Source organism: Sporosarcina sp. G11-34 (genome assembly GCF_026931025.1).
The window spans coordinates 1-22,028 of the sequence record NZ_JAHNZW010000009.1; the positions used below are offsets into that span (position 1 = coordinate 1).

Sequence of the window (22,028 nt, forward strand, 5' to 3'; positions counted from 1 at the left end):
CCCATAATTTTGAGCTAACAGCTCATATCCTAGAGGTCCTTCAAGATATTCTTTAACTATCATTAATTTAAATTCATCACTATATTTCGCCATATAAAAACACCCCAAGAGTTAGATTTTTAGCTCTAACTTTTGGGGTGCAGCACCTAGCACCGATGCTTTCTATTTTTAAAACAAATTGAAATTTTTAGCGCTACTTTGCTGCTCTCCCACTATACAATATCAGTATAATTGTATTTAATATAATCGTAACAATGAGAAGCATCGCTGAGGCAAACGCCACACCTCCCATTGTGTCCATAAGAGCAGACCAATCCTCAATCTTTACCAAATGATAGTGATAGAAGATCTGGAAAATTAGCGAAATCGCACAAGCACTGAAGCTCATAAAGGTAAGGACGACCAATTTCCTTTGATCCTGCCTAACATATCTCATGAGACTAATAATAGGAAGTATCCAAGCAATTAGCCCAAGTGCGAGACTACCAAGATTTAGCCAACCACTCATATTTAATCCCCTTTGTGTTTATTTCAGTTCATCCAATCAAACTATTAATCGTATGAAACGTCGGTTGTTGTTTATCAAACGTAGCGATGTGTTTAAAGCCGATAGACTGTAGTAGTTCAAGTGATTCACGGAACTGGAAAGCTATTTCAGTAACGCGGTGTGCGTCCGAGCCAAGCGTAATAATTTCCCCGCCACATGCCTTATAAAGTTTTAACACGTCGTTACTAGGGAGGCCTGAAGGTAATCCATAGCGAACGCCAGATGTATTGAGTTCGATGCCTTTACCAGCCGGAATGATTTCATTGAAAATCGCTTTGAATTCATCATGGAAATTATATGCAGGCTGTACTTTTGAATAGCGTTTAACGAGATCAACATGGCCAAGCACATTAAATTGCTTAAAGTTTTTCACGCAGTATAACAACTCATCATAATAAGCTTTATGTGCTTCTTCAATTGTTTTACCAATAAATAGGTCCCCGTAATGCAAGCCCTTCAACTCGGTCGTATGCATGGAACAAATAATGAAATCAAAGTCTTGTTCATTTATCAATTCGTCATATCGCGCCAATAAATGTGGCTGAACACCAATCTCGATTCCTTTTTTAAGTAAAATTTGTCCTTCGTACTTTTTCTGTAATTGTTTTATTGTTTTATCGTATTCGTTTAAATCAAAGTCAAAAACAATCGTTTCATCAGGATAGTCATAATCAATATGTTCGGTAAAACAAATTTCTTTCATTCCTTTATTAATTGAACCAACAATCATATCTTCCATAGAAACAGAACAATCTGCCGAAAAGTGACTATGCATATGGTAATCGAACATACAACTCTCTCCTTAGTTATCTAGTATTCAGACGATTTTATCTATTCTCGTTGACAACTACATTCTCATCCCCTATAGTAATAAATAACTTCACCCTAGTAAAGCGATAAAGTTTTTAATCGGAAGGCGGGAAAATTAATAGTGTATACTGATTATAGAGTCAGCGACAAGAATGTCAAAGACTATCAAAAATATGAGCGAACGGTAAAAACGATTCAAAAAAGGTTTAAAACGTATGGATATGAAAGAATCAAAACTTCCACGTTTGAACAATATGATTTGTACTCAAAAGTAACGAGTTCAATCAATCAAAAAGAAATGCTTAAACTTATAGATCGTTCAGGAGACGTATTGGTATTACGCCCGGACGTAACAATTCCAATTACAAAAGAACTAGCCGATAATTTAACCAAATTACCAAATGAACTCCGCTACTATTATGTACAAGACGTCTTTAGACAAACTCCATTGGATGAAGAGGGGATTGAAAGTACACAAGCTGGTGTTGAATACTTTTGTGAAAGTTCGGCTAGGGCCGATGCAGAAGTAATAGCTCTTGCTTGTCACACATTGAAAGATTTAGGTTTCGATGACGTTAAAATAGAGGTTGGGCATGCGGGATTTTTTAAAGAATTGATTCAACTAATAAGTTTGAAGAATCGTGATATAGACAGATTGAAGACTTTGATTCAAGCAAAAAACATCGTTGAGATAGAAGAGTTCCTTCGCGATATTGGAATCGAAGAGGAAATCAGGGAAGCCATTGCAAAACTTCCATTTTTATACGGTGATCCTACTCAGGTAAGTGAAAGAGCTAGGGGAATCGTGCAGACGTCAAAAATGGATGAAACGCTTAACTATCTAACAGAGGTTTATGAAATCCTGAAATTATATGGATTAGAAAATAATATCGTAATGGATTTGGGACTCATTAATCATATGGGCTATTATTCAGACATCATTTTTCAAGGATTTGTAGGGAAGTTTGGAAAGCCTGTTTTAATGGGGGGCCGATACAATGAGTTAGGAAATGAGTTTGGTGCAGAGTTGCCTGCCATTGGGTTTGCATGCGAGGTTGAATCACTCATCAAAGCTGCAAATGGTGACGCTGTATCTAAAAGAGTTCCTATTGATATCAAAATCCAATATGAAAAGGCCTATCTAGCAGAAGCAATAGGCGTCGCAAATGAATTGAGAGAGCGTAATTACACCGTACTTTCTTATCCGATAGCCGAAGAGCAATTAAATGTGCAAACAAGCATTTATCAAATCAAAGTCGCCAATGAAAAGACCTTTAACTATAGAGATGAAAGCACTCCTTTCTCTTCTATTCAAGAGTTACTTAAGTTGATGATCGGATCGAAAGGGGTTAGGTAAGTGGAATATTTAACATTAGCTATTGCAACAGGTCGCACATCAAAAAAAGCGATGGCACTTTTAGAGGAAAGTGGCATTTCCTTTCCAGACTATCATAAAAAAACGAGAAAGTTAGTTATTTACGACGAAACAAAAACGGTTAAATTAATCTTTGTGAAAACAGCAGATTTAACTACCTATGTGGAAAAGGGTGCAGCAGACATTGGTATTATTGGGAAAGATACGATTATGGAAGAGCAACCAGACGTCTATGAACTACTGGATCTTAACCTAGGGAAATGCCAACTAGTAGTAGCAGGTTTCCCGAATCAGAAAATGCAAAGCGAAGCCCCATTAATCGTAGCAACCAAGTATCCCTTAATTACAAAGTCCTTCTTCGATGAAAAAGGAATCCGAATTGAAACGATAAAACTTAACGGATCAATTGAATTAGCCCCGCTTATCGGATTGTCTAATGTAATTGTCGACATCGTTGAAACAGGAACAACATTAAATGAAAATGGCTTAGTCCAGTTAGATAAAATCATTGATATTAGTGCAAGGCTTATTGTCAATAAAGCAAGTTTTGCTACCAAAACGGAACAAATCGGTCAATTTATTACGAAGTTAAAAGCTATATTGGAGTGATATAGGATGAGGATTCTTACTGGTGAACAGTATAAAGAGGAAATTCGTAGTAAGGTGACGAATGAGCAAACGGCCCAAAAACTTGATCAAGATGTGTTGAAAATTATTGAACAGGTTCGGGAAAGAGGCGACGAAGCACTTGTCGAATATACCGAGAAGTTCGATAAGCTAACACTTGAAAGTATTCGTGTATCAGAAGTGGAGTTTGCTGAAGCAAAAACATTGGTAGCACCGGATTTTATCAGAGCGATTCAGAAAGCGCATCAAAACATTAAAGAATTTCATGAACAACAAAATGAAAAATCCTGGTTTACAACGAAAGAGAACGGCATATTACTTGGACAGAAAGTGACGCCACTCGATAGTGTAGGCATTTATGTACCAGGTGGTAAAGCGGCCTACCCATCAACGGTCTTGATGAATGCGATACCTGCGAAAATTGCCGGCGTAAGAAACATAGCGATGACAACACCGCCACAACAAGACGGCAAGGTTAATCCGCATGTTCTTGTTGCGGCAGCTGAAGTTGGCGTCGATGTGGTTTATAAGGTTGGAGGCGCTCAAGCGATTGCTGCGCTTGCGTACGGAACAGAATCCATACAGAAGGTAGTAAAAATCGTAGGGCCAGGTAACGCTTATGTGGCGCGTGCGAAAAAGTGGGTTTTCGGAGACGTGGCAATTGATATGATTGCAGGACCTAGTGAAATTTGTGTTGTTGCCGACGAAAGTGCTGTTGCGGGCTATGTCGCATCAGATTTACTTTCCCAAGCGGAACATGATGAACAGGCGACAGCAATCTGTATTACGACGAGTAGTGCATTTGCTGAGGCTTTACAGGATGAGGTCAAGATACAAATGGATGTATTGGACCGGAAATTGATTATTGAAAAGTCAATTACAGATAATGGCCGTATTATACTGGTGGATACCTTAGCTGAAGCGTTTGATCTTGTAAATGAACATGCGCCTGAGCATCTGCAGTTGATGATTGAAAATCCAATGGAAAAGATGCAGTACATTCAAAATGCTGGGGCGATATTCTTAGGCAATCACTCACCAGAGGCTTTAGGGGATTATATTGCGGGTCCAAATCATACATTGCCAACAAGCGGCACATCAACATTTTCTTCACCATTAGGTGTTTATGATTTCTTGAAGAAAACGAGCATCATTCACTATTCTAAAGAAGCGTTGCAAGACGTTGCAGATGACATTATTACATTAGCGAATGCGGAAGGCTTATCGGCTCATGCAAATTCAATCGCAATTAGAAAGGCGGACAATTAATAATGCGTAATAAACAAATCTCGAGGGCAACTGCTGAAACCTCGATAAACTTAGATTTTTCAATTGATGGTAGTGGAGAGACGGATATTCAGACTGGTGTTGGATTTTTTGACCATATGCTTACGTTGTTTACGAAACATGGACTATTCGACTTAAGTGTTAAGTGTGAAGGCGATATTGAAGTGGACCAACATCATACGGTTGAAGATATCGGGATTGTTCTTGGACAGGCATTTTATGAAAGCATCGGGACGAAAGAAGGAATTGACCGCTATGCGACAGTATCGATTCCAATGGACGAAGCGTTATCGACGGTGTCGATTGACATAAGTGGCCGACCGTTTTTTGTTTATAATGTGGATGGTCTAAAAGACAAAGTTGGCGAGTTTGATACTGAATTGGTAGAAGAATTCTTCCAGGCATTTGTTAGCCATGCGAAAGTAACGTTACATATTAATTTGCAATACGGGAAAAACAGTCACCATATCATCGAATCGATTTTTAAAGCGTTCGGACGTTCTTTACGTGCAGCAAGCAAGATTAATCCAGAGGTTAAAGGAATTCCATCGACAAAAGGAATGTTGTAAGTATAGTAGATAGTTTAAGATGCCCTAATTTATATATATGTTGGAAATTGGTTGTTCACTAAATACGAAAATCGTTGAAACGGCTCGCTTTCCGCGGGCATCGCGATAGTGCGGAAAGATAAAGTTCAATCTTTCCCACCTCCTCGCTACGCTGTGGGGTCTTCGGCTGATGCTATTCCCGCAGGAGTGTCGCCTTATTCAACGATTTTCAATGGTATTGAAGTTCGATGCACTTTTTAAACTGGGAGCACTGAATAACTAGCTTTTTATAGTGAAACCTAGTTGATTGAAGTGGAGGGTGGCGACTCCTGCGGGAAAAGCGAGAAAGTCGAGACCCCACAGGAACGTAGTGACGAGGAGACTCGGCCTCGCCCGCGGAAAGCGTCCGCCCGGAACGGAAATCAACGGAAGTGGCACAGTACTTGATAAAGTTATAATTTTTTGGCTTATTCACTAGTTCAAGCTAATTTAAAACAGTTTTTAATATTAATAGAAAGAGGCGAGAAATAGATGATTCTTTTTCCGGCAATTGATATTCGAGATGGGAAATGTGTTCGACTTATACAAGGCGATTATAATAAGGAAATAGTGTACGGTGATTCACCGACTGAAATGGCGCTTTTATGGGAAAAGCAAGGCGCTGAATATATACATATTGTCGATCTTGATGGAGCGAAGACGGGCGATTCTTCCAACCGATTAGCAATCCAGGCGGTTGCCAAAGCTGTTTCAATTCCTATACAAGTTGGTGGTGGGATCCGCTCTATGGAGATTATCGACGAACACATTGCGAGTGGTGTTAGCCGAATCATTATTGGAACTGCCGCCATTACAAATCGTGCTTTTTTGGAAGAGGCAGTTGCGAAGTATGGTGATAAAATTGCCGTATCGATAGATGCTCGTAACGGATTAGTTGCGACGGATGGTTGGACAGAGATGAGCGATATTAAAGCGATAGATCTCCTACAAGAATTAGAGAACATTGGCGTGAAAACGGTCGTCTATACCGATATATTTAAAGACGGGATGATGCAAGGACCCAATTTCGAAGAGTTATTAGCTGTGAACAATGCAACATCTATAGATGTTATTGCGTCAGGTGGCGTTTCTACAAAAGAAAATATCGAACAACTAGGGAAAATGGATTTGTACGGTGCGATTATTGGCAAAGCACTTTATGATGGCGCGTTATCTTTAGAAGAATTAATGGGGGGCAACAACCGTGGAGAATAAAAGAATTATACCATGCTTAGATGTCGACAAAGGTCGAGTTGTGAAGGGCCGAAAGTTTGAAAATGTAGAAGACGTTGCAGATCCACTTGAACTCGCCAAAAAGTATGTTCTAGATGGTGCAGATGAACTTGTTTTTTATGACATAACTGCATCAACTGAAAACCGAACCGTTTTCACAGGGATCATTGAACAAATTGCTAAGGAAGTACCGATTCCATTCACGGTAGGTGGAGGAATCCGAACCCTAGAAGACATTCAAAATATACTCGACGCAGGTGCAGATAAAGTATCGATTAACAGCGCTGCAATTACAAACAGGTCCTTTATTGAAGAGGCGGCAAAACGATTTGGATCTGAACGAATTATCTTATCCATCGATGTGAAACAGGTTGGTCCTTCAAAATGGTCGATTTTTGAAAGAGGCGGCCAAAAGGATACTGGGATTGATGCAATTGAATGGGCGATTAAAGGTGAAGCGCAAGGCGCGGGAGAACTTGTTGTCAACAGCATTGATGGTGACGGTGAGAAAGATGGCTATAGCCTTGAGTTGACGCGAAGAATCGCTGAAGCCGTAAGTATACCTGTAATCGCGAGTGGCGGTGCCGGGACGATGGCGCATTTTGAGACGATATTAACAGAAGGGAAAGCTGACGCAGCCCTTGCTGCATCCGTTTTTCATTATGAAGAAATTAATATTGTTGAGCTAAAAGACTATTTACAAGCACGAAAAATATAGCACCGGGGAATGATATAAATGACGTTAGAAATCGATAAGATTAAATTTGATGACAAAGGCTTAATTCCGGCGATTGTTCAGGATAATCAAACGGGTAACGTATTAATGTTGGCCTACATGAACGAAGATTCATTACAAAAAACATTGGAAACAAAAGAAACATGGTTTTTCAGCCGCTCTAGGCAAGAATTATGGAATAAAGGGGCAACATCTGGAAATCGCCAAATCCTGAAGGGGCTATCACTAGACTGCGACAATGATACATTATTAATTCAGGTTGAACCGCAAGGACCGGCCTGTCATACGGGCAAGGAAACTTGTTTTAACAATGTGACCTTTGAAGCCGAAGAACCAAACCGTCAAATCGTCCATGAAATTGTGGCGGAAATTAAAAAGCGCCGAAAAAATCCTGTGGAAGGATCCTACACGTCATATCTTTTCCGTGAAGGAATTGATAAGGTCCTGAAAAAGATAGGCGAAGAGTCGAGTGAAGTAATTATTGGAGCGAAAAATGAGGATAAGCAAGAGTTGACAAGTGAGTTGGCAGATCTAATTTATCATTCTCTAGTGTTAATGGAGATTTCAGAAGTTAGTCTATCGGATGTCAAAAATGAGTTACTGAAAAGACGCACGAGTTCGGAAGTATAATTAAAACAGTGAAAGAAATAGGACATATATGCATTATTCCCTTCAAAACTGGAAGCTTGAAGGGATAGTCATATATGTCCTTATTTTGCGTAGCTAAATAATTTGCACCACTAATATATGAAGGAAAGAGATAAATCGTTGAAGTTATTCCAGTATTTTGTTTTTTAAGTTAATTCGGGATTTTCTATGTTACAATTAATGGAGACTTGCTATATAAAACTATCTTGTCACCATTCCTATACTTGAATATCCCAAAAATCACGAACGGGGAACTTTCGGCTCTGATGAACAAACTGAGTATCAAAGTTCAAACGAGGAGCCTTCTGCTACTAGCTTCAACGTAGTTACTATTTGTTAGGCTCGAGGAATAAGGATAGAAAAGAACAAAGGGGATGATCACATGTTGCAAAATGATGAGAACAGACATGTATTCATGGCAATTGCGATTGTTATACTGGTGACTTCACCTGTATTTATTTTACTGTTTCCACCTTTCATAGCAAATACGTTGTATCATACAGGCGCAGATTGGCACATATTGGTTCCAGGAGTTGCTTATCTTTTTTATGGAATTGCTTTTCTATTTTTAGCTTTAACGCCAGGGATTATTTTTATATTGGATATGACGAAAAAATCAATTGTACTCGGTGTGATTTTCCTACTTTTAAGCGGTATTTCCTTTTTTATTGCATCCGTACCATATATATCATTAACAAATGACGGGATTTCTTACCGAACAATATTCTCAACGGAAAAACATACCCATCTATGGGATGATATAGATAAAGCGAATTATTATGAAGTCCCTTCGGAAGAAGGATTCTCTAAATATGAATTTTTCTTTAAGGACGGCACAAGTATAGAGTTACCTGAAAATGGTCATATATCATTACTTCGCGGACAGATTCGTTTAAAGGTCCCAGTAAAATAAGGAACAGTTAACTGAAATTAATCCAAACTAAAATGCATTTCACTAGTTTAAAAGTGAAATGCATTTTGAATTCAATGAACCAATCTCCGGAATAGAGGGGGGGTGGAATCATTAATTTAATAATAGCAGGTCTATTTTAATTCAGTTGCAAACGCCTTCAAAATGAAGTCGTTTCATGTTTATGAGAAGAGCTGTCGTTAAATTCTATGTGAATGCCTTTAGCTGCCAACTCAGATAGGAACGGATTGAAGAAATCATCGATAATAATTTCTTCGGGTGTGACGACGCCAATTTGATTTACTTTACCTTCGGCTATCCACCCTGCAAGAATAACCGCTGGCATTGATGTTGTTTTGGCCATGGAAGTTATATCTTTTTCATGATCATAATGGTCCATCATACTCCATTCTAATTTCTTATTCTGGCCATCTTTTATTCCCGTAACAGTCACCCTTGCGACAGTTATATCTTCGTTTGTTGCGCCTTTTAATTGGGGTTCTAAAACGGCCATAGTGAGGCTGCGAGGACTAACTTCAATCCCGTCGACTGTGACAGGTTCATCATTCAAAAAACCTAATTCTTGTAGGACAGCCATTTTTTCGAAATGTCCTTTATATCGAACTGTCTTTTCGTAAATGCGATTGACCTTATCTTTTAGTGTATAAGCAACGCTATGGGCATCTGAATACACCGCTTCACATTGCCCAACTGGATCTGGAAAAGTAATTGCTTCTAAACCAGATAGGGCAGGGTAATTTACAATAACCCCACTTTCTGCTGCATGTGCTGGCCTCGTATAAAGGCCCATCACACTCTCTAGTCTAAAAACAACCTGATACCAAAGGGGAAGTAGGGGGTACCGCGGAATCCCGCCACTGAAGATAATGGCCTCATCGGCTTCATCAAGTAAATCAATGCCTCTTGCAGCCAGGATATTTACAATCCCTGGTGCGACACCCATTCCAGGGACGATTAAAACCCCGTTTTCTATCGCCTTTTCATGCAACTTCATTTTCTCGGGGTAGTCCGATCCTACTAAATCGATTAAATGACACCGGGCCTCTATGGCCGCATGTATAACAGGCAAGCTTAGGAAGTGTGGCAGGCATGCAATTGCAATATCGGATTCTTTAAGAATAGCAACAACCGCATTATGATTTGTTAGCTCCACAGCAGATCCCGAGGCCTTTGTGCCATTCAGACTCGAAAGGCACCTGTCTATATTGCTTTGGTTCGCATCAATCAATGTAAGTGCTGTTATATTGGGGCTGTTCAATAATTCATTAGCTACTGTGCTTCCAATCATCCCTAAACCTAGGATTGTAACTTTCATTTACCTTCCCCCTTGAGTTGTATTGGCATTAACATTCTATTAATATAAAAAACAAACTATGTTCAAGTAGTTTGGAATTAGTTAGTTAAAGGAAATTGGCTACAATTGATGATAGTGAAGGAGATAAACTGGTATACTTATGTGAGTTAAGGAGGTTTTATTAATGCGCTCTAAGTATTTTGATTACGCGATGGCGATATTTATGGCTATTTTTGCGTATACACGTTTTGCAAATGAACAATATGGATTCGGCACATTGTTTGCAGTATTATTTTTGTTGAATATATTAACTATTGTAATGAAACATAAAAATGAGAAGAATAATACCGAACCAACTAAAAAATAAAAAAGTGCATGCCGCGAATGTTTGACCGCTGGCATGCGCTTTTTTTATGACCTATTTGAACTTCCTAATAAGCGTGACGATGAACTGCACAATAAGGGAAATTCCAAGTCCGAATGACGAAATGATGAACAGAGATAGAATCCCAAGTAGATCCCCTTGTCCATTTATATCCAGTATGTAGCTTCTAAACATATCGAAAAAAGCAATTATCAACGCTACGCAAAAAATAGGAAATGCGATATTTAACTTGTAAAATAGCATTGCTGCACAGGCAATCCCGATAATGAGGGCGAATACCGCAAAAGCTACGAAAGTAAGTATTTTAATATCGACTCCTAGAACATTACGTAGTCCAACAACGAGAAGGGCAAAAGTTGACAGTCCAGTAATTGCGCCAACCTTACCATAATGATTTTCCATGAAGTGCACCCGCTTTCCCCTTTAATAATACCGAATTAGTGGGTACATATGCTAACTATTGAACCAAGAAATGAAAATAATAATGACATAAATACCCCACTCGTGGTTAGAGTGGGGTTGTTCTATGTTATATGGGACGTTGTAGCAACCCAAGTTCAACTTACTTCTTGGCGATTAGCACAAGTTTTCCATGATCAAGCTCTTCCTCAGCGCTTGCAGCTTCTTCTTTGGTTAGACCCGCTGCCTCCATCTTGGTGCGTAATTCGTCGCCCCTAGATGTGAACATGTTTTTCATACTATCAAGAAAACCTTGTTCTTTAATGCCGATTTTTTCAGTATCTAACGCCTGGGTAATGTCATTGCTTCTTTTTTTATAATGAGCGAAGACGTAAATATCATCTCTTGAATAGCCTTGTGTTTCTAATTTCTCAATTTCATCTTTTGCTTGAACCGCATTTTCTACCGTTAATTTTATAGTCATCCTAAATTACCTCCAATTCAATCACTTTTTATGATTGCCATAATAAATGACTATTAAACAAAATACTGAAACATTATGTAGTAATTAATTCAATATCATCATAGGATAAACGAAATGATTTTTGAAAAGTCTATTTTGTACAAGTACTAAAAGAGTTATGGAAAACTGGGTAATGCTGAAAAACCGTTGTAATTTACTAGTTTACTCTAAGACTAGCCACATCCTATTAAAAAAAGTAGTAACGAATCTATTGTCTAGCGGAGAACTGAACCACGAAAGTAGAAAGCAATTATGAAGGAGGAGTAAAAGATGAAGAAGATGAAATTTAATTATCTGTTTGTCCTTATGATTGGATTGTTGCTTGTACTCTCGGCATGTGGCGGAGGTAAGAAGGGCGTTGCCATTGGACCACCTGCTAGTGAAACAAATAACGTGTCTCAACTTATTATGAAAGCATATGGAATAGAAGACAGTGATTACAAAGCCTATCAGGAAGGTTTTGGCGATGCGGCGGACGGTGTTCAGGATGGGAATATCGATATTTCGATAGGTGTGCTGGGACTTCCAGCGGGTAGTATTGAAAGTTTACAAGCTTCAGCAGGAGACGTAAGGATGATTGGCCTTTCTGATGAAGCGATTGCTTATATCGAAGAAAATTCGGGTTATAAGCGTTTGACTATACCAAAAGAAACGTATGATTTCATGACCGAGGACATTGAAACAGTTACCGCTTATGCAATCCTTATGGGCAACACAGATACGATTGATGAAGAACTCGGTTATGAACTGGCGAAGAGCATGATCGAAAATGCGAGTGAAAACACGCATGACCAAGCTAAACAAATGACACTTGAAAATGCGCTTCGCGGGGCAGAGGGTCTTTTAATGCATCCGGGTGCAAAGAAATATTACGAGGAGCAAGGCTTAACAGTTGATAATGAAGTAGCTAAATTGACAGCTACTGAGGCGGATAGAAAATCAGAATTGATTCTAGGAACAGGTAGTCAGGGGGGGACGTATTATCCGCTTGGTGGAGAAATGGCAGGCCTTTGGAATAAACATATTGACGGTGTGAACGTGACGAACACTGAAACAGGTGCGTCGGTTGAAAACCTAGCGAGTATACGCGATGGACATATGGATCTTGGAATGTCGGTTCATGTACCAGCACTTCAGGCACTAAACGGGGAAGCTGATTTTGCAGATAATGGTGTCCCAAATGCGGCGTTCATCGGTCATATTTATCCTGAAGTTATTCAAATCGTAACAAGAGAAAAAACAAAGATTAAAAGCTTTGAAGATTTGAAGTAACTTAGAATAATTCGATATGAAAGAAGGGAGAGGCATATCGCATGAGAGATGAGCAAGAAGTGGATGCGCAGGCTCTTTTAGAGAAATATGATAAAGAGAACCAATTCAGAGTTCAAATTGGCAAGTGGGCATGGGTTGTCACATTTCTAGGCGTTACCTTAACCCTCTTCCATTTATATACGGGTTATTTTGGCACACTTCCAACACAGAAGCAGGGTGCGATTCATCTTGGGACAGCGCTTGGGATTGTATTTCTCCTGTATCCGGCGAAAAAAGAATGGATGAGGACTCAGAAAACAGTCCCGTGGTATGATCTTATACTTTCAGCGACTGCGATGTATGTAACCTATCATAAAATACTTTTCTTTGACTCTATTCTACAAAGCCGTATTTCTGGCTACAGCCCAATCGATGTAGCAATTTCAATAATTGGGATTCTACTCGTTCTTGAAGCAACAAGGAGAACGGTAGGTGTGCCTATTGTAATTGTCGCGAGTATCGCAATTCTTTATGCGGTTGTCGGAAAATATATTCCAACGCAAATACTTTCGCATCCAGGGTTTTCGATTGATCGAATAAGTCCCAATTTATGGTTCCAGGAAAGCGGAGTGTTTGGGACGCCGATTCAGATTTCGGCGAAATTTATTTATCTGTTCTTATTTTTTGGCGTAATACTTGTCCATACCCCAATTGGGAAGTTCTTCAATGATATTGCCTTTGCGTTAACCGGTCGTTTTACGGGTGGAACTGCAAAGGCTGCGGTGGTCGCAAGTGCGCTTCAAGGAACGGTTTCAGGTAGTTCAGTTGGGAACACTGTATCCTCAGGTTCATTTACAATTCCGATGATGAAGAAAGCGGGATTTACCCCTGAGTTTGCCGGTGCAACTGAGGCTGCGGCATCTACGGGCGGTCAGATTATGCCGCCGATGATGGGGGCGGCAGCATTTATTATGATGGAGTATCTGGGCGTATCGTATGCAACAATTATGTTGGCAGCACTTGTGCCCGCAATGCTGTATTTTACGGGTATTTTTATCGGAACGCATTTTGAAGCGAAAAGATTGAAGATTTTTGGATTACCAAAAGATAAACTGCCGATTTTTAAGGATTTAATGTTTAGAAATGGGTATATGCTTATCCCATTATTTGTTATTATCGGAACAATCATGATTGGCTTTACGCCACAGCGGGCAGCGTTATTTGGGATTCTTTCTGCATTTGCTGTTTCCTACGTACGCAAAGAATCTCGTATGAATTTTCGTGAGGTTGTTAATGTTTTAGAGCAGGGTGCAAGAGTCGCACTTCCTGTAATTTCTGCAGTGGCAACTGCAGGGATTATTGCGGGCGTTGTGAGTATAACGGGGCTTGGCGCAAAATTTGCTGCCGGAATCATAGCGCTGTCAAATGGTCATCTCATACTCGCATTATTCTTTACGATGATAGCCTGTATCGTTCTAGGAATGGGCCTGCCAACAACTGCGAACTATGTAGTCACAGCAACAATTGCGGCACCAGCATTGATTAATGAATTCATGGTAGCGCCACTTGCGGCACATATGTTTGTGTTCTATTTTGGTATCGTTGCAGACATCACACCGCCTGTTTGTTTAGCAGCCTATGCAGGAGCAGGGATAGCTAAAGGTAATCCGTTCAAGACGGGTGTGACTGCGGTTAAATTAGCCATTGCGGCGTTTATTATTCCTTATGTATTTATCTATAATCCTATACTCGTATTAGTCGATGTAACCCCTATGGCATTATTACTTGCGATTTCTACGGCAATATTAGGGATGGTTGGGGTGAGTAGTGCAGTTATCGGATACTTTGTAAGAAACTCAAGAATGTGGGAACGTATTGTGCTGTTTGGAGCAGGTTTAATGCTAATTGTACCCGAGTTACTAACTAGCGGAATTGGACTCGTGTTACTTGTAGCGATCTGGTATATTCAATCGAAAAGACCGCGTGAAGATAAAGATCATAATATGGTTGTAGTTTAAAACGTCGAAAAGGGCTAATCTATTTAATAATCGATTGGCTTTTTTTTGATTAATATTAGGAAAATAGAATTGGAGGTGCAATAAAATGTTAAGTAGAATGGATGAGTACTTTAACAAGATGCCTAAATAACTAGCGTTTTGTAAAGTTTAAAAGAAGGTTATAAAGGGGGATACGATCAATTGCTACTCAGTGTGGAACCTTCAAGAAATCCGACAGCCACCCCGGACTTAAAAGGCATATATCCTAACAAACTAAAGAGTATGGTCGTAATAATTTGTAATGATTTAGCCGTAACACTTGCAAATTTAACGGGGGATTATTAAACGACACCAAGTAAGTCTTTAACTGCATTCATGAATTTGTTTGGATTTGTATCAATTAGAAACGTAAATACACCTTGAACTGTATGCAAATATAATAGTCCGTTATTTCCTGAAAATGGTTTATATGAAATGTCCCAAATGTGTTTAAGTTCAAATGTATGGGTTTCTGTTTCGATTTTATAATAAAATAGAGAAAGGGTATAGTTGTGACGTCTGTTTTTTTGTTCGAAGTTTTCAATGTATTTTTCAGTTCGTGAATATGAAATCGTTGAGACAGCGCTAATTTGGGAATTCTCCATACCGATACCTCCGTTTAATTTATTGCTCCCCTCACTATAACTTAAAATGCTATAAGAATCGAGTCTCAAAGTTAGACATGGGGCCTAAATTTGAGTATGCTCTTTCAGTAGATTATAGCTCAAGTTGTTCGTTTTATAGGGGGATTTTGTGTGGTAGAAAAACAAACTAAATTGGGTATAAATCCTACGATTGGCATATTAATTATAGGAATTCTTCTTCTTGCTTCGAATTTGCGGGCACCGATAACCTCGGTGGGTCCACTAATCGCTGCAATACGGGATGATTTACTTATATCCAATACTGTTGCGGGGGCATTGACGACACTACCGTTACTTGCTTTCGCATTTATATCGCCATTTGCACCGAAATTGGCGCGCCGTTTTGGCATTGAGTTAACATTGCTCATTTCATTAATTGTGCTTACATTTGGTATTTTCTTACGTTCTTTAGGATCTATCGAGGTCCTATTTATCGGGACATTGTTTATTGGATTGGCGATTGCAATTGGGAACGTTTTATTACCAGGCCTTGTCAAACAAAACTTTGCCCATCGTGTTGGGTTAATGACAGGAGTATATGCAGTATCTATGAACTTATCCGCCGCGATTGCATCTGGCGTCAGTGTGCCACTGGCTTCTATAGAGTCGTTGGGGTGGAGAGGTTCTCTCGGGGTGTGGGGGCTGCTCGCGTTTGTAGCCATCCTTTTTTGGATACCCCAAATGCGTCATCAACAAAATTCGGTCAAAGGTATGGCACAAGACGAACGGAAGGGAAGCCATAAACTATGGCGTTCGCCGCTCGCTTGGAAAATAACAGTATTTATGGGCTTACAATCGTTAATTTTTTACTCTATTGTCGCTTGGGTTCCTGAAATCCTTCAAACGAAGGGACTAACATCCTCTAATGCTGGTTGGATGAGTTCACTTATGTTGTTTGCTATAATACCCGTTACATTTATCGTCCCAATATTGGCTGGACGAAAAGAAAGTCAGCGTGGGTTTGTTGCAATTACGGCTTCACTGTTTACGATAGGGATAGGTGGAATATTAATAGGAAGCGCATCATTAACGCCATTATGGATGATCTTACTAGGTGCGGGATGTGGTTTTGCTTTCAGTCTATCAATGATGTTCTTCAGCCTACGTACGACAAGTGTCCAGCAAGCATCAGAACTTTCCGGAATGGCTCAGTCTGTAGGATACCTTCTCGCCGCAATCGGTCCACTTTTCTTTGGCTTCATGCGAGATGTAACAAATAGTTGGACAATGCCATTACTAGTCCTAAATGCAGCAGCTGGCATCATCTTTATAGTTGGAATGGGCGCGGGAAAAAAAGGAACTATAAAAGTACCGAATTAAAATAGTTGTTCCTATTTACTTATTCCAGTAGTATACTTAGTGAATTGTATTTTTTGAAATGAGGAAAGTAAATGAAAAAATCTATCTACGGATTAACACCCGAGCAATTATCCGAATGGTTAATGGAACATGGACAAAAAAGATTCCGAGCAGACCAAATATGGGACTGGCTTTATATAAAACGTGTTACTAATTTTTCCGATATGAAAAACATTAATAAAGAGTGTATTGAATTATTAGAAGAGCACTTTGATATTCAAACGTTAGAGCAGTCTGTTAAGCAAGAGTCTGAAGACGGTACAATCAAGTTTTTATTTAAAATGCAAGATGGCAATCTCATCGAAACAGTATTGATGAAATTCCCATATGGTTATTCAGTCTGTGTAACAACACAAGTAGGCTGTAACATAGGCTGTAGCTTTTGTGCGAGTGGCTTATTGAAAAAAAGCCGAGACTTAACTGGTGGGGAAATTGTCGAGCAAATTATGAAGGTTCAACAGCATCTTGATGCTAAAGAGCTTGAAGAACGTGTTAGCCATATTGTCGTTATGGGAATTGGCGAGCCGTTTGATAACTATACGAATTTAATGGACTTCCTCCGGGTTGTGAATGCACAAAAAGGTCTTGGTATTGGTGCACGTCATATTACAGTTTCAACAAGTGGAAACCCACAAAGAATTCGTGACTTTGCGAATGAAAACATCCAAATCAACTTGGCTGTATCACTGCATGCGCCGAACAATGAGCTTCGAACACGAGTTATGAAAATAAACAAAGCGTTCCCGATTGAAAAATTGATGGATTCCATTGATTACTATTTGGAAACGACGAACCGAAGAATTACTTTTGAATATATTTTATTGCATGATGTTAACGATCATGTTGAAGAAGCGCAACAGCTTGCGAAGTTACTTGCAAACAAGCGTCACTTATCTTATGTGAACCTCATTCCGTATAATCCGGTAGATGAACACGGACAGTATAGCCGAAGTGAACCTGAGGCAATTCAAGCATTTTACGAAACATTAAAACGTAAAGGCATTAATTGTGGTGTACGTCATGAACAAGGAACAGATATCGACGCAGCATGTGGTCAGTTAAGAAGTAAACAAATGAAGAAAACGAAAGCTGTTTAAGAATTGAATAAATAAAAACAGTACCCAATACAGCAGGTTGTAAGATAACTTGTAGTATTGGGTATTTTTTGTAATAAATAACAATAAATTGAACAATTCGAGTAGGTTTAAATATGATTATTTGTTAGTATAAGGGTATGTAGGTAAAAGGTTTGAACTGATAGATTCCTTTTTATATAGCAAAAACAACCAGATTTAAGGAAAAAGGGGGAAGTTTTTTGAAAAAGTGGCGATTTATAACTGTAGCTCTAATTTTGTTAGTGGCACTATCGGCTTGTTCGAAAATAAAACAAGATACACCAGAGGATCGACTTACGGAGTATATAGATTTATGGTCCAAATCTGAATTCGAAAAAATGTATGATGGTTATGTAGGTGATGCTTCTAAACAAGCATTTGGTAAAGAAGAATATGTGGATCGTACAAAAAAGTTTTATGATGATTTAAAGATTAAGGATGTAAAAGTTACATTTACGAAACCTACAGAAGAAAAAAAATATAAACCCGAAGAGCAAGCAGAGTTTCCTGTTCAAATAAAGATGGAAACAATTGCAGGTCCAATAGAATTCAAGAAAAATGTTGCTTTAACCTATGAAGAGCGAGAAGAGGAAGAGAACAGCTGGTATGTTGAGTGGGATCCTTCATTCATATTACCGGATTTAACAATGCAAGACAAAGTAGGAATTTCAGTAATCCCATCAAAGCGGGGCGAAATTTATGATCGAAATGAATTGCCACTTGCCATAAACGGGAATGGGTATGAAATTGGCGTTGTTCCGGAATTATTTGATGAGACAGCGGATGCTGAAAGACTTGGGGAAATACTTGGTGTCTCGTCAGATTATATTAATAAACAGCTCAATCAAAAGTGGGTTGAACCCGATCGTTTCGTTCCTTTAAAAAAGATTGCTTTAACACAAAATGAAATCACTGAAACCGTGTTTGAAATAAGTGGGGTAACGTCGAGAGAAGTGAACATGCGCGAATATCCCTCTGGACAATCGCTGGCCCATCTAGTTGGTTATATTGGTCGCGTTAATGCCGAGGAACTCGAGAAGTATGAAGATAAAGGGTATGTTGAATCAGACTTTATCGGGAAACGTGGACTGGAGCAGCTATTGGAAGAACAGCTGCGCGGTAAGGATGGCATTCAAATCTATATTGAAAAAGTTGACCATAAATCAGAGAAAATAACTATTGCTGAAAAACCGGCTCAAGACGGTGAATCGATTGCTTTAACAATTGATGCTGCCTTCCAGAAAAAAACTTTTGAATCAATGAAAGGTGAACCCGGAACTGCCGCGGTCATTGACCCGAAAACTGGAGAAACGCTAGTCTTGACTAGTTCACCTGCATTCGATCCGAATGAGTTTATGATTGGTGTCAGTTCGTCTCGTTATGCCGAATTAACAGAGGATCCAAATCAACCATTGCTCAATCGATTTGCAGCGTCATATGCGCCTGGTTCATCCATTAAGCCTATTACGTCGGTAATTGGTTTAGAAGTAGGAACGCTTAAACCGAAAAATGGGCATAATATTGAAGGGAAAACATGGCAGAAAAATAAATCATGGGGAGATTTTGTTGTAACGAGGTTATATAGTGCACCGAACCCGATTGATTTGCAAAAAGGACTTGTTTACTCAGATAACATTTACTTTGCCATGGAGGCATTGGCTATGGGAAGTGAATCATTGACTAAAGGCTTAACTCAATTTGGTTTTGGAGAAGCTATTCCTTATAGCTATCCACTAACTGCCTCACAAATATCGAATGATGGAAAGATATCTTCAGAAGGTCAACTTGTAGATACATCCTTCGGGCAAGGGGAAATGCTGATGAACATTGTCCATTTAGCTTCGAGTTATGCACCAATCGTAAATGAGGGAACGATGATTAAACCTGTACTATTTAAAGAGGATCCAACTGGAGAAGTTTGGAAGGAAGGACTTGTCTCTTCCGAAAACGCGAAGATTCTCCAGACAGATTTAAGAAAAGTTATTACAGATGGCCCAGCTAAATCCGCGAATATCCCGTCAATTAAGATCTCTGGTAAGACTGGTACGGCGGAACTTAAATCGGACAAGGATAAGCGAGGCAAAGAAAACGGATTCTTTGTAGCTTATCCTACTGAAAATCCTTCATATATTATTGCCATGATGATTGAAGGAGTAGAAGACAAAGGCGGAAGTGGACACGTCGCTGAAAAAGTAGCAGAGGTAATGAAAAAGTAATATTGAGTGTAGCGATTGTTTAATCGTTCAAAACTATACTAATTAAAAGTAGTGAATGCCCTTTTATTTATGGGAATCATTACTTTTTTTCGTATATTTAATGTGTTAAAACTCAATAAAAGGGCATACCAAATATAACGGGAGGTAGATAAGATGAAGAAAATATTTCTTTTCATCGCATTAATGGCACTTACCTTGGTCGTAGTTGCATGTGGAACGACTAAGGATGATGCAAACAAAGTGGAAAAAGATACAGTTGTTGAAACCGAAGGCAACACTGGTTCGAATCCAGATCAAACGGAAAACACTGGAGATCAAGAAGATATGGAAAGCAAAATGGATGAGCTAGATTATACTGAATTCAATTTAGGCGTAGATTATGCGAAACAGAAGGAGTATGAAGTAGAGCTCGAGAAAAATAGCGATAACTCGATTGAAGCGGAAATAGATGATTCAATTAATAACGTCAAGAAAAAAGGGGCGGAGGCTTTTCATGAGCTTTACCCGTTAGTGAAGCAGTTAACAATTGTTCAGGAGACAACTAAAGAAGAAGCAATAAATGAAGTTCTAAAGGTATTTAACCTGGAGGACAATTACAGTGAATTAGATTTGGATATCACATTTAAAGATGGAACTAAAATCGAGTTCGAAGATAAAAAATAAGCAAAACCTGCTCGTCACTTAACTAAAAAAGTGGCGGGCGGGTTTTTATTTTAACGAATGAAATGGAATAATTATAGCTAACTCAAGCAAAGGGAATAAATATGCAGTTAATTAAGTAAATATACAACCAGTACTTTCTTTTTTGATGAACTTATAGTAAAGTATATGTATGTACTCTCAACTGAGGAAGAGTTAATACTAAAAGGGACAAACTAATTTATTAACTACATAGGAGTAATGATAAATGGCGAAAAAACGTATTGTTGTTAAAATAGGAAGTAGCTCGTTGACGAATGATCAAGGAGAAATTGATCAGGAAAAACTTGATGATCATGTAGGGGCGCTTGCAAAGCTTCGTGAAGCAGGTCATGAGGTTGTATTAGTCTCTTCAGGAGCAGTTGCTGCAGGATTTGGAAGGCTTGGCTATAGCTCTAGACCTGTAACGCTGAAAGGAAGACAAGCTGCGGCTGCAGTGGGGCAGAGTTTACTGATCCAATCGTATATCGATAAGTTCAGTGAATTTTCAATTGTGCCGGCTCAAATACTTTTGACGAGAGATGATTTTACGAATCATGAACGTTATAGAAATGCGTATGCAACACTTATGGAGTTGTTGGAACGACGTATTTTGCCGATTATAAATGAAAATGATACAGTCTCTGTTAAGGAATTGACTTTCGGTGATAATGATATGCTATCGGCGTTAGTAAGCGGTTTTATACGAGCAGACCAACTGATTATTTTAACGGATATTAATGGTCTTTATGATTCAAATCCACATGTTAATCCAAAAGCGAAAAAAATAGGTCACCTAGACGAAATTACCGAGGAAATGCTGGCGTTTGCAGAGGATTCCACTTCAAGTGTAGGAACTGGTGGAATGAAATCTAAACTGTTATCAGCAAAAGCAGCCTTATCAGTCGGCGTACCTGTATTTATCGGGCAAGGAAAAGGATCCGATAAGTTACTAGAGATTATTAATGGCGAAGGTAATGGCACTTATATTTCAAATAAAGAACGAAATCAAATTAATATTAACCAACAATGGATTGCGATGCACTCCGAATCATCGGGAATAGTGTATGTCGATAAAGGTGCAGAAGAGGCACTTCTCTACTACAGTAAGAATCTACTACCAGCTGGTATTTTCAAGGTAAAGGGCAACTTTCAAAAAGGAGATGTCGTTGAAGTCTATGGACTAAACGGTGTCATTGGAAAGGGAGAAGTCGCTTATTCTTCTGATGACTTAGTAAAAGTGATTGGTACTAGAAGTGCGGAACCTACGAAGCGTGGAAGTGGAGTTCCGATTGAAGTCATACATCGTGAAAAATGGGTAAAAATTTAACTTGGGAGGTTATTTTT

General features: G+C 39.0%; 22 protein-coding genes. 16 read left to right on the forward strand and 6 right to left on the reverse strand.

All coding sequences use genetic code 11. The annotated features are described in order from the left end of the window. Positions 1-193 precede the first annotated feature (193 nt). Positions 194-508 carry a hypothetical protein gene (locus tag KSU66_RS13825; protein WP_269052055.1) on the reverse strand — a complete coding sequence of 105 codons (315 nt, stop codon included), beginning with the start codon at positions 506-508 and terminating at the stop codon, positions 194-196. A 28-nt stretch (positions 509-536) separates the two neighbouring features. Beyond that, positions 537-1,337 carry a histidinol-phosphatase HisJ family protein gene (locus KSU66_RS13830; RefSeq protein WP_269052056.1) on the reverse strand — a complete coding sequence of 267 codons (801 nt, stop codon included), beginning with the start codon at positions 1,335-1,337 and terminating at the stop codon, positions 537-539. A gap of 141 nt (positions 1,338-1,478) precedes the next feature. Between KSU66_RS13830 and hisZ the strand changes: the two genes are divergently transcribed. The 8 genes from hisZ (at position 1,479) to KSU66_RS13870 (ending at position 8,763) form a co-directional block, all read left to right on the forward strand. Next, entirely contained in the window at positions 1,479-2,714 is a 1,236-nt protein-coding gene (hisZ, locus tag KSU66_RS13835; RefSeq protein ID WP_269052057.1) for an ATP phosphoribosyltransferase regulatory subunit, read from the forward strand. After that, complete coding sequence (hisG, locus tag KSU66_RS13840) at positions 2,715-3,341, forward strand: ATP phosphoribosyltransferase (protein WP_269052058.1); 627 nt, start codon at positions 2,715-2,717, stop codon at positions 3,339-3,341. Between the two features lie 6 nt (positions 3,342-3,347). After that, complete coding sequence (gene hisD / locus KSU66_RS13845) at positions 3,348-4,628, forward strand: histidinol dehydrogenase (RefSeq protein ID WP_269052059.1); 1,281 nt, start codon at positions 3,348-3,350, stop codon at positions 4,626-4,628. A gap of 2 nt (positions 4,629-4,630) precedes the next feature. Beyond that, positions 4,631-5,215 (forward strand): imidazoleglycerol-phosphate dehydratase HisB, encoded by a 585-nt coding sequence (hisB, locus tag KSU66_RS13850; protein WP_269052060.1) that lies wholly within the window; start codon positions 4,631-4,633, stop codon positions 5,213-5,215. 510 nt (positions 5,216-5,725) lie between these two features. Further along, positions 5,726-6,448, forward strand: coding sequence for a 1-(5-phosphoribosyl)-5-[(5-phosphoribosylamino)methylideneamino]imidazole-4-carboxamide isomerase (gene hisA / locus KSU66_RS13855; RefSeq protein WP_269052061.1), 723 nt, complete (start codon positions 5,726-5,728; stop codon positions 6,446-6,448). After that, positions 6,438-7,184, forward strand: a complete 747-nt coding sequence (gene hisF, locus KSU66_RS13860; protein ID WP_269052062.1) for an imidazole glycerol phosphate synthase subunit HisF — start codon at positions 6,438-6,440, stop codon at positions 7,182-7,184. The genes hisA and hisF overlap by 11 nt, the downstream gene beginning before the upstream one ends. Positions 7,185-7,202: 18 nt before the next feature. Continuing rightward, complete coding sequence (hisIE, locus tag KSU66_RS13865) at positions 7,203-7,832, forward strand: bifunctional phosphoribosyl-AMP cyclohydrolase/phosphoribosyl-ATP diphosphatase HisIE (RefSeq protein ID WP_269052063.1); 630 nt, start codon at positions 7,203-7,205, stop codon at positions 7,830-7,832. Between the two features lie 400 nt (positions 7,833-8,232). Next, complete coding sequence (locus KSU66_RS13870) at positions 8,233-8,763, forward strand: hypothetical protein (RefSeq protein WP_269052064.1); 531 nt, start codon at positions 8,233-8,235, stop codon at positions 8,761-8,763. A 157-nt stretch (positions 8,764-8,920) separates the two neighbouring features. Here KSU66_RS13870 and KSU66_RS13875 read toward each other — a convergent pair whose 3' ends face one another. Further along, on the reverse strand, positions 8,921-10,096 hold the full coding sequence (locus KSU66_RS13875) for a saccharopine dehydrogenase family protein (protein ID WP_269052065.1): 1,176 nt from the start codon (positions 10,094-10,096) through the stop codon (positions 8,921-8,923). A gap of 163 nt (positions 10,097-10,259) precedes the next feature. On the opposite strand from KSU66_RS13875, the gene KSU66_RS13880 reads away from it, so the two are divergent. Next, positions 10,260-10,442 (forward strand): hypothetical protein, encoded by a 183-nt coding sequence (locus KSU66_RS13880; protein WP_269052066.1) that lies wholly within the window; start codon positions 10,260-10,262, stop codon positions 10,440-10,442. A 51-nt stretch (positions 10,443-10,493) separates the two neighbouring features. Here KSU66_RS13880 and KSU66_RS13885 read toward each other — a convergent pair whose 3' ends face one another. Both KSU66_RS13885 and KSU66_RS13890 read right to left on the reverse strand, forming a co-directional pair. Further along, positions 10,494-10,862: a hypothetical protein gene (locus KSU66_RS13885; protein WP_269052067.1), complete on the reverse strand. Its 369-nt coding sequence runs from the start codon at positions 10,860-10,862 to the stop codon at positions 10,494-10,496. 160 nt (positions 10,863-11,022) lie between these two features. Next, on the reverse strand, positions 11,023-11,343 hold the full coding sequence (locus tag KSU66_RS13890; protein WP_269052068.1) for a general stress protein: 321 nt from the start codon (positions 11,341-11,343) through the stop codon (positions 11,023-11,025). Positions 11,344-11,652: 309 nt separating this feature from the next. Between KSU66_RS13890 and KSU66_RS13895 the strand changes: the two genes are divergently transcribed. Further along, positions 11,653-12,654: a TAXI family TRAP transporter solute-binding subunit gene (locus KSU66_RS13895; RefSeq protein ID WP_269052069.1), complete on the forward strand. Its 1,002-nt coding sequence runs from the start codon at positions 11,653-11,655 to the stop codon at positions 12,652-12,654. Between the two features lie 41 nt (positions 12,655-12,695). After that, positions 12,696-14,651, forward strand: coding sequence for a TRAP transporter permease (locus KSU66_RS13900; RefSeq protein WP_269052070.1), 1,956 nt, complete (start codon positions 12,696-12,698; stop codon positions 14,649-14,651). Between the two features lie 320 nt (positions 14,652-14,971). On the opposite strand, the gene KSU66_RS13905 is transcribed toward KSU66_RS13900, so the two are convergent. Beyond that, positions 14,972-15,274 (reverse strand): hypothetical protein, encoded by a 303-nt coding sequence (locus tag KSU66_RS13905; RefSeq protein ID WP_269052071.1) that lies wholly within the window; start codon positions 15,272-15,274, stop codon positions 14,972-14,974. Between the two features lie 150 nt (positions 15,275-15,424). Between KSU66_RS13905 and KSU66_RS13910 the strand changes: the two genes are divergently transcribed. The 5 genes from KSU66_RS13910 to proB all read left to right on the forward strand — a co-directional run bounded on the left by KSU66_RS13910 (position 15,425) and on the right by proB (position 22,011). Beyond that, on the forward strand, positions 15,425-16,633 hold the full coding sequence (locus KSU66_RS13910) for a CynX/NimT family MFS transporter (protein ID WP_269052072.1): 1,209 nt from the start codon (positions 15,425-15,427) through the stop codon (positions 16,631-16,633). 71 nt (positions 16,634-16,704) lie between these two features. Next, complete coding sequence (gene rlmN / locus KSU66_RS13915; protein WP_269052073.1) at positions 16,705-17,769, forward strand: 23S rRNA (adenine(2503)-C(2))-methyltransferase RlmN; 1,065 nt, start codon at positions 16,705-16,707, stop codon at positions 17,767-17,769. A 218-nt stretch (positions 17,770-17,987) separates the two neighbouring features. Further along, positions 17,988-20,003 carry a penicillin-binding transpeptidase domain-containing protein gene (locus KSU66_RS13920; RefSeq protein ID WP_269052074.1) on the forward strand — a complete coding sequence of 672 codons (2,016 nt, stop codon included), beginning with the start codon at positions 17,988-17,990 and terminating at the stop codon, positions 20,001-20,003. Between the two features lie 153 nt (positions 20,004-20,156). After that, on the forward strand, positions 20,157-20,666 hold the full coding sequence (locus KSU66_RS13925; RefSeq protein ID WP_269052075.1) for a YusW family protein: 510 nt from the start codon (positions 20,157-20,159) through the stop codon (positions 20,664-20,666). Between the two features lie 244 nt (positions 20,667-20,910). Further along, positions 20,911-22,011 carry a glutamate 5-kinase gene (proB, locus tag KSU66_RS13930; protein WP_269052076.1) on the forward strand — a complete coding sequence of 367 codons (1,101 nt, stop codon included), beginning with the start codon at positions 20,911-20,913 and terminating at the stop codon, positions 22,009-22,011. Positions 22,012-22,028 lie beyond the last annotated feature (17 nt).

What these genes read in the sequence shown, in the direction of transcription:
- KSU66_RS13905 (WP_269052071.1), bottom strand. Translation starts at nt 15,274, where the DNA reads ATGGAGAATTCCCAAATTAGCGCTGTCTCAACGATTTCATATTCACGA.
- hisB (WP_269052060.1), top strand. Translation starts at nt 4,631, where the DNA reads ATGCGTAATAAACAAATCTCGAGGGCAACTGCTGAAACCTCGATAAAC.
- KSU66_RS13825 (WP_269052055.1), bottom strand. Translation starts at nt 508, where the DNA reads ATGAGTGGTTGGCTAAATCTTGGTAGTCTCGCACTTGGGCTAATTGCT.
- KSU66_RS13875 (WP_269052065.1), bottom strand. Translation starts at nt 10,096, where the DNA reads ATGAAAGTTACAATCCTAGGTTTAGGGATGATTGGAAGCACAGTAGCT.
- rlmN (WP_269052073.1), top strand. Translation starts at nt 16,705, where the DNA reads ATGAAAAAATCTATCTACGGATTAACACCCGAGCAATTATCCGAATGG.
- hisIE (WP_269052063.1), top strand. Translation starts at nt 7,203, where the DNA reads ATGACGTTAGAAATCGATAAGATTAAATTTGATGACAAAGGCTTAATT.
- KSU66_RS13880 (WP_269052066.1), top strand. Translation starts at nt 10,260, where the DNA reads ATGCGCTCTAAGTATTTTGATTACGCGATGGCGATATTTATGGCTATT.
- KSU66_RS13895 (WP_269052069.1), top strand. Translation starts at nt 11,653, where the DNA reads ATGAAGAAGATGAAATTTAATTATCTGTTTGTCCTTATGATTGGATTG.
- KSU66_RS13900 (WP_269052070.1), top strand. Translation starts at nt 12,696, where the DNA reads ATGAGAGATGAGCAAGAAGTGGATGCGCAGGCTCTTTTAGAGAAATAT.
- hisD (WP_269052059.1), top strand. Translation starts at nt 3,348, where the DNA reads ATGAGGATTCTTACTGGTGAACAGTATAAAGAGGAAATTCGTAGTAAG.
- hisA (WP_269052061.1), top strand. Translation starts at nt 5,726, where the DNA reads ATGATTCTTTTTCCGGCAATTGATATTCGAGATGGGAAATGTGTTCGA.
- KSU66_RS13830 (WP_269052056.1), bottom strand. Translation starts at nt 1,337, where the DNA reads ATGTTCGATTACCATATGCATAGTCACTTTTCGGCAGATTGTTCTGTT.
- KSU66_RS13890 (WP_269052068.1), bottom strand. Translation starts at nt 11,343, where the DNA reads ATGACTATAAAATTAACGGTAGAAAATGCGGTTCAAGCAAAAGATGAA.
- KSU66_RS13885 (WP_269052067.1), bottom strand. Translation starts at nt 10,862, where the DNA reads ATGGAAAATCATTATGGTAAGGTTGGCGCAATTACTGGACTGTCAACT.
- KSU66_RS13870 (WP_269052064.1), top strand. Translation starts at nt 8,233, where the DNA reads ATGTTGCAAAATGATGAGAACAGACATGTATTCATGGCAATTGCGATT.
- KSU66_RS13925 (WP_269052075.1), top strand. Translation starts at nt 20,157, where the DNA reads ATGAAGAAAATATTTCTTTTCATCGCATTAATGGCACTTACCTTGGTC.
- proB (WP_269052076.1), top strand. Translation starts at nt 20,911, where the DNA reads ATGGCGAAAAAACGTATTGTTGTTAAAATAGGAAGTAGCTCGTTGACG.